The 5,045-nt window shown below is 40.4% G+C and carries 6 protein-coding genes; 5 read left to right on the top strand and 1 reads right to left on the bottom strand.

Features of this window, described 5'->3' with window-relative positions:
• The first annotated feature begins 77 nt into the window (after positions 1-77).
• From pabC to QZ488_RS21065, 5 genes are read left to right on the top strand one after another with little or no spacing between them, the layout of a single operon-like run.
• Positions 78-920, top strand: coding sequence for an aminodeoxychorismate lyase (pabC, locus tag QZ488_RS21085; protein WP_293752465.1), 843 nt, complete (start codon positions 78-80; stop codon positions 918-920).
• On the top strand, positions 920-1,915 hold the full coding sequence (gene mltG / locus QZ488_RS21080; protein WP_293752463.1) for an endolytic transglycosylase MltG: 996 nt from the start codon (positions 920-922) through the stop codon (positions 1,913-1,915). Before pabC ends, mltG begins: the two co-directional genes overlap by 1 nt.
• An 11-nt stretch (positions 1,916-1,926) precedes the next feature.
• On the top strand, positions 1,927-2,556 hold the full coding sequence (gene tmk, locus QZ488_RS21075; RefSeq protein WP_293752461.1) for a dTMP kinase: 630 nt from the start codon (positions 1,927-1,929) through the stop codon (positions 2,554-2,556).
• Positions 2,557-3,444, top strand: a complete 888-nt coding sequence (gene holB / locus QZ488_RS21070) for a DNA polymerase III subunit delta' (RefSeq protein WP_293752459.1) — start codon at positions 2,557-2,559, stop codon at positions 3,442-3,444.
• A gap of 33 nt (positions 3,445-3,477) precedes the next feature.
• A complete protein-coding gene (locus QZ488_RS21065) occupies positions 3,478-4,251 on the top strand; it encodes a TatD family hydrolase (protein ID WP_293752457.1) in 774 nt (257 codons plus the stop codon).
• 99 nt (positions 4,252-4,350) lie between these two features.
• Here the strand turns inward: QZ488_RS21065 and QZ488_RS21060 are convergent.
• Positions 4,351-5,045 (bottom strand): glutathione S-transferase family protein (locus QZ488_RS21060; protein WP_366509088.1); only part of this gene is annotated, 695 nt, incomplete at its 5' end.

Below are 5,045 nucleotides of genomic sequence, written 5' to 3'. Positions count from 1 at the left end.
CTGTTTAAGAAACAGTAGGCAAAATTTGGCTTTTAGGTATTATTGAAGTTCTTTTAGGTATCTAGACGCAGAAATGAATGATTGTTAACGGTCGGCAGCAGCAATATATAGAGATTGCAGATAGAGCCTTTCAGTATGGTGATGGCTGCTTTACTACTATGGCGTTTAGAAATAGCCATCTTGAATTTTTTGATGAGCATATTCAACGACTAAAATTGGCTTGTAGCAGGCTGTATATTGATTTTGATCAATGGTCAGAGTTAGAAGTCTGCGTTGTTGATTCGTTAAAGTCTGCGGGTGATTGTGTCGTCAAAGTGATCATTACCCGAGGTCAAGGTGGTGGGGGATATAGTCCAGTAGGTGCCACACACCCGAACTTTGTTATATCTCATCACAGTATTCCATCCCATTACACTTTATGGCAATCCGAGGGAATTCGGTTATCCATTAGCCCAATCACATTAGCTTGCCAACCGCTGTTAGCTGGTATTAAACATCTTAACCGCTTAGAGCAAGTATTAGTTAAAAATTCACTGGCACAAACCCGTTATGATGATGTCATTGTTTGTGATACTCACAACCAAATAATAGAAACCTCTGTGGGAAACCTGTTTTGGTATAAAAACGATAGCTGGTATACCCCAAGCCTTATGGAGTCAGGTGTTGATGGGGTTATGCGTAACCAAATTCTGCTTGTTATGGAAGAAAATGGACTAAGCTGTGAAGTGGTTAAGCAGGATGTAAGTGATTTACTTACCGCTCAAGAATTGTTTGTTTGTAATTCTTTAATGGTCATGGTGCCAGTAGTGAATTTGTTTAATCCAATCAATCAGCAAAACACCGACTATGTTGTAGATAAAAGCAAACGGTTGCAGCATTATGTACAACAAAAAATAAACCTTAAGGCGATAAACGTTTAATGAAAATTGTAAAGTGGTTGTCGTTTTTAGCCGTACTATTAGGCATTGGTTTTGTCTATACACTGTTTCATTTTGACAAAAAGGTACACCAACCTCTTAACATTACTGAAGCAACTGTCTATCAAGTTAAATCAGGTCAATCAGCCAAAGGGATACTGAATCGATTACGAGACCGGGGAATTATCTCAGATACACTTGGCCTTAAGATCAGATTGAAACTCGAACCAGAACTGGCCAATATTAAGGTCGGCACCTATCAACTTTTACCGACAATGAGTGCATTAGATTTATTGAGTCTTTTCTCTAGTGGTAAAGAGTTACAGTTTTCAATCAGTTTAGTTGAAGGACTAAATTGGCGGGAATGGTTATCAGTATTAAAGTCTCATCCCCAAATTACATTTTCTGATGAGTTCAACCAACAGCTTGAAATCCTAACTAAATCATTGCCAAAGCAGTCAATTGAAGGGTATCTATTACCTGATACTTATTATTTTGTGGCGCAGACAGCGGCGATTGATATAGTTAAACGAGCCCATCTTAGTATGCAAAGCTATTTAGATATGGCATGGGAGAATCGTGCATTAGACTTACCCTATGATTCGGCTTTCGAAGGTTTGACTATGGCATCAATCATCGAAAAAGAGACGGGAGTGGCCGATGAACGACCTAGAATTGCAGGCGTTTTTGTAAACAGACTTAACCTGAATATGCGTTTACAAACCGATCCTACTGTTATCTACGGTATGGGCGAAAGCTTTGATGGCGATATTCGGCGTAAAGATTTAAAAACCGCTACGCCCTATAATACTTATGTTATAAAGGGATTACCGCCAACACCTATCGCCATGCCAAGTAAGTTAGCCATTGACGCTGCCTTTAATCCTTTAACCACTGACGATTTGTATTTTGTATCCAAAGGCGATGGCAGCCACAAGTTTTCAACCACACTAAAAGATCACAATCTTGCAGTGCGTAAATATCAATTAAGAAAATAAGAGAGTCCTAGTTGCAAACATCAGGTAAATTCATCGTTATTGAAGGTCTAGAAGGCGCAGGCAAGAGCAGTGCCGTAGCGATTTTGACACAAGCTATTCAAGCTGCTGGTCACACTGTGGTTAATACTAGAGAGCCTGGCGGTACGGCAATGGCAGAAGCCATCAGAGATGTAGTTAAACACGACTGGAAAGATGAAAAAGTCACGGTAGAAGCTGAGTTGTTGTTAATGTATGCATCCAGAGCCCAATTAGTGCAAAACGTAATACTGCCTAATTTGGCCAAAGGTTATTGGGTACTTGGAGACCGGCACGACATGTCCTCACAGGCCTATCAGGGCGGCGGTCGGCAGATTGATCAGCACATGATCGAAAGCCTAAGAGCCATCACATTAAGAGACTTTAAGCCAGATTTCACCTTGTATATGGATGTTGAGCCCAAAGAAGGCCTTAAGCGGGCAAAAGGTCGTGGAGAGCTAGATCGTATTGAACAAGAAGAACTTAGCTTTTTCGAACGAACCCGCGAACGGTATTTACAATTAGCTCAGCAAGATCCTAATTGTGAGGTGATTAACACCATGCAAAGTATGCAAGCGGTGCATAATGATGTTGAGATATGTATCAAGCAGTTTTTGGAGAATTAGGTGTTCCCTTGGTTAGATGCATCTTTTAAACAATTAAGTCATAGGATTGTAACGAATAAGTTGCACCATGCATTGCTTATTCAAGGGCCTTCAGGGCTCGGTAAAGCCAGCTTTACCATGCAATTAGGCCAGCTGCTTCTATGTAAAGCTAGGCAGGGTGACAAGGTCTGTGGTCAATGTCAGTCTTGTTTACTCAATGCAGCAAACACCCATCCTGATTTACATGTAGTGGAATCTGACAAACAAATTGGTGTGGATCAGATACGCGAAGCCATCAAAAAGTTAGGTAGCTCTGCTCATATGTCTGGGGCAAAGGTGTTGATCATCTATCATGCACATACCATGACCGAATCAAGTGCTAATGCATTACTTAAAACATTAGAAGAACCCACAGCCAATACCTTTTTGTTACTTACAACAGATAAACCCGAACGTATCTTAGCCACAATCAAAAGTCGCTGTGAAAAATTAGCCTTACCTGTGCCAGATTTGGACACAACCTTAGCGTGGGTGAAAACCCAATACGCTGCAGAAATTGATATTAACTTTGTAAAGTTGTTTAGTGCCCGACCACTGGCGTTATTAGCTGAACTACAAGAAGAACAAAAGTTTACTTATGATATCTTTAGCCAAGGACTACAAGCTTTGTTACAAGGGCAAACCAATGCCATGCAACTAGCCATGGATTGGCAAGACAGTGCAGATAAAGTGCTTAAATGGACTCAGTACTGGGCACGGCAGCAATGCACCGAACAAATGTCAGAATCGGTTTGGCAGTTAAGTGAACAAGCCATTAAAGTCACCCAACAATTGCGTAATCCTGGGGTGAATAAAACTTTAGTATTAACCCAATTACTCAATAAGCTGGCGCTAGTTAAAGCCGCATAAATTTTGTAACCTAATTAAAATGGAAAAAAACTCGTGTTTGTTGATTCACATTGCCACTTAGACCGATTAGATAAAACCCCAGAAGAACTGTCAGACGTACTCAATTTTGCGAGAAACCGCGGTGTTGAACATTTTTTGTGTGTGTCAGTTTCGGTGAAAGACTTTCCTGCCATGTTAGATACGGTCAAGGATTTTAAAGACGTGTCTGTATCTTGCGGCGCACATCCTTTACATCAAGAAGATGCCTGTAGTTATGAAGACCTTTTGCAAATGGCTGATAGCGATGACGTTGTAGCCATTGGTGAAACCGGCCTCGATTATTTTTATAGCGCAGAAACCAAAGCGGTACAGCTAACGTCTTTTGTCGACCATATCAAAGTGGCCAATAAGTTAAATAAACCTTTGATCATCCATACCCGCGATGCCCGGGTCGATACCATTGAATTACTTAAACAACATAAAGACCCATCAACCCTAGGTGTACTGCACTGTTTTACCGAAAACTGGGAAATGGCGCAGGCAGCAATAGAGCTGGGTATGTACATCTCGATATCTGGCATAGTGACCTTTAAAACCGCTACAGAGTTGCAAGATGTGGTGAAAAAAATCCCACTAGATAAATTACTAATTGAAACAGACTCACCTTGGTTAGCACCTGTACCCTACAGAGGTAAACCTAATCAACCAGGGTTTGTTAGAGAAGTAGGGGAGTTCATTGCTGATTTAAAAGGCATTACCGTTGACGAGTTAGCCAAGATCACTACTGAGAATTTTTATAACTTGTTTGCAATTGAACGAACAGTTTAAAGAGGGATTATCAACGATTCTGGTTCACTTGTTTATTACGTTGTGATTGGATGCCTTGTTACTTTGAAGGTCTAATTAAGTAGCGTCTGCCATTCCTGTTTATAAAACTAAGGTTTTAAAAGGGTCCAATTCAACTCCTTTTTCCATTGCTCTTTTAAAAGCCGCTCTTGCTGTCAATCTTGATAAGTAGGCAGAAATATCAGAATTCAAATGTGTGTTTAAACCAATAATGCTAGCAAAATGTAGCGCATAACCCACTGCGATATCAGCCACAGTGAATCTCTCACCACATAAATATAGTCGACCCGTTGATAAATGTTGCTCTAACCAACGTAGACGTGCCGAAAACCACCGAATATAACCTTCTGCTACTTGAGGTAACTTGCGGTCATCAGGCTCTAAATGTTGATACCTTAAAGCAATCGCTAATGGGAACGTTAGAGTTGCATCGCTTTGATGTAAAAAATTTAAATAATTACCATAATCAGGGGAGTCAACCGTAATGCCAAATTCAGGTTTATCGTAAACGTCGACTAAGTATTGACATATGGCTGATGATTCAGTCATTTGACTTCTGCCATCATCAAAAAATGGAATAGTGCCAAGGGGGTTGGTTTCCAAGTACTCTCTTTGGGCAAAGCGTGGTGGAAACGGCATAACGTTTAATTGATATTCTATGCCCATCTCTTCTAAAGCCCATAAAGGACGTAAGGATCTGGCGTTATAGCAATGCCATAATGTGGGAGTTACTTTGCTCGTATTAAAAGAAGTCATTATTTTTATGCTTAAACTAA

The sequence above is a fragment of the uncultured Paraglaciecola sp. genome, from assembly GCF_913020055.1.
Taxonomy (GTDB): domain Bacteria; phylum Pseudomonadota; class Gammaproteobacteria; order Enterobacterales; family Alteromonadaceae; genus Paraglaciecola.
Note: the sequence above shows the minus strand (reverse complement) of the source record. Positions and strands in the feature narration are given on the sequence as shown.

Excerpts from the sequence above, each read along its gene's own strand:
- mltG (WP_293752463.1), top strand. The coding sequence starts at position 920 with ATGAAAATTGTAAAGTGGTTGTCGTTTTTAGCCGTACTATTAGGCATT.
- pabC (WP_293752465.1), top strand. The coding sequence starts at position 78 with ATGATTGTTAACGGTCGGCAGCAGCAATATATAGAGATTGCAGATAGA.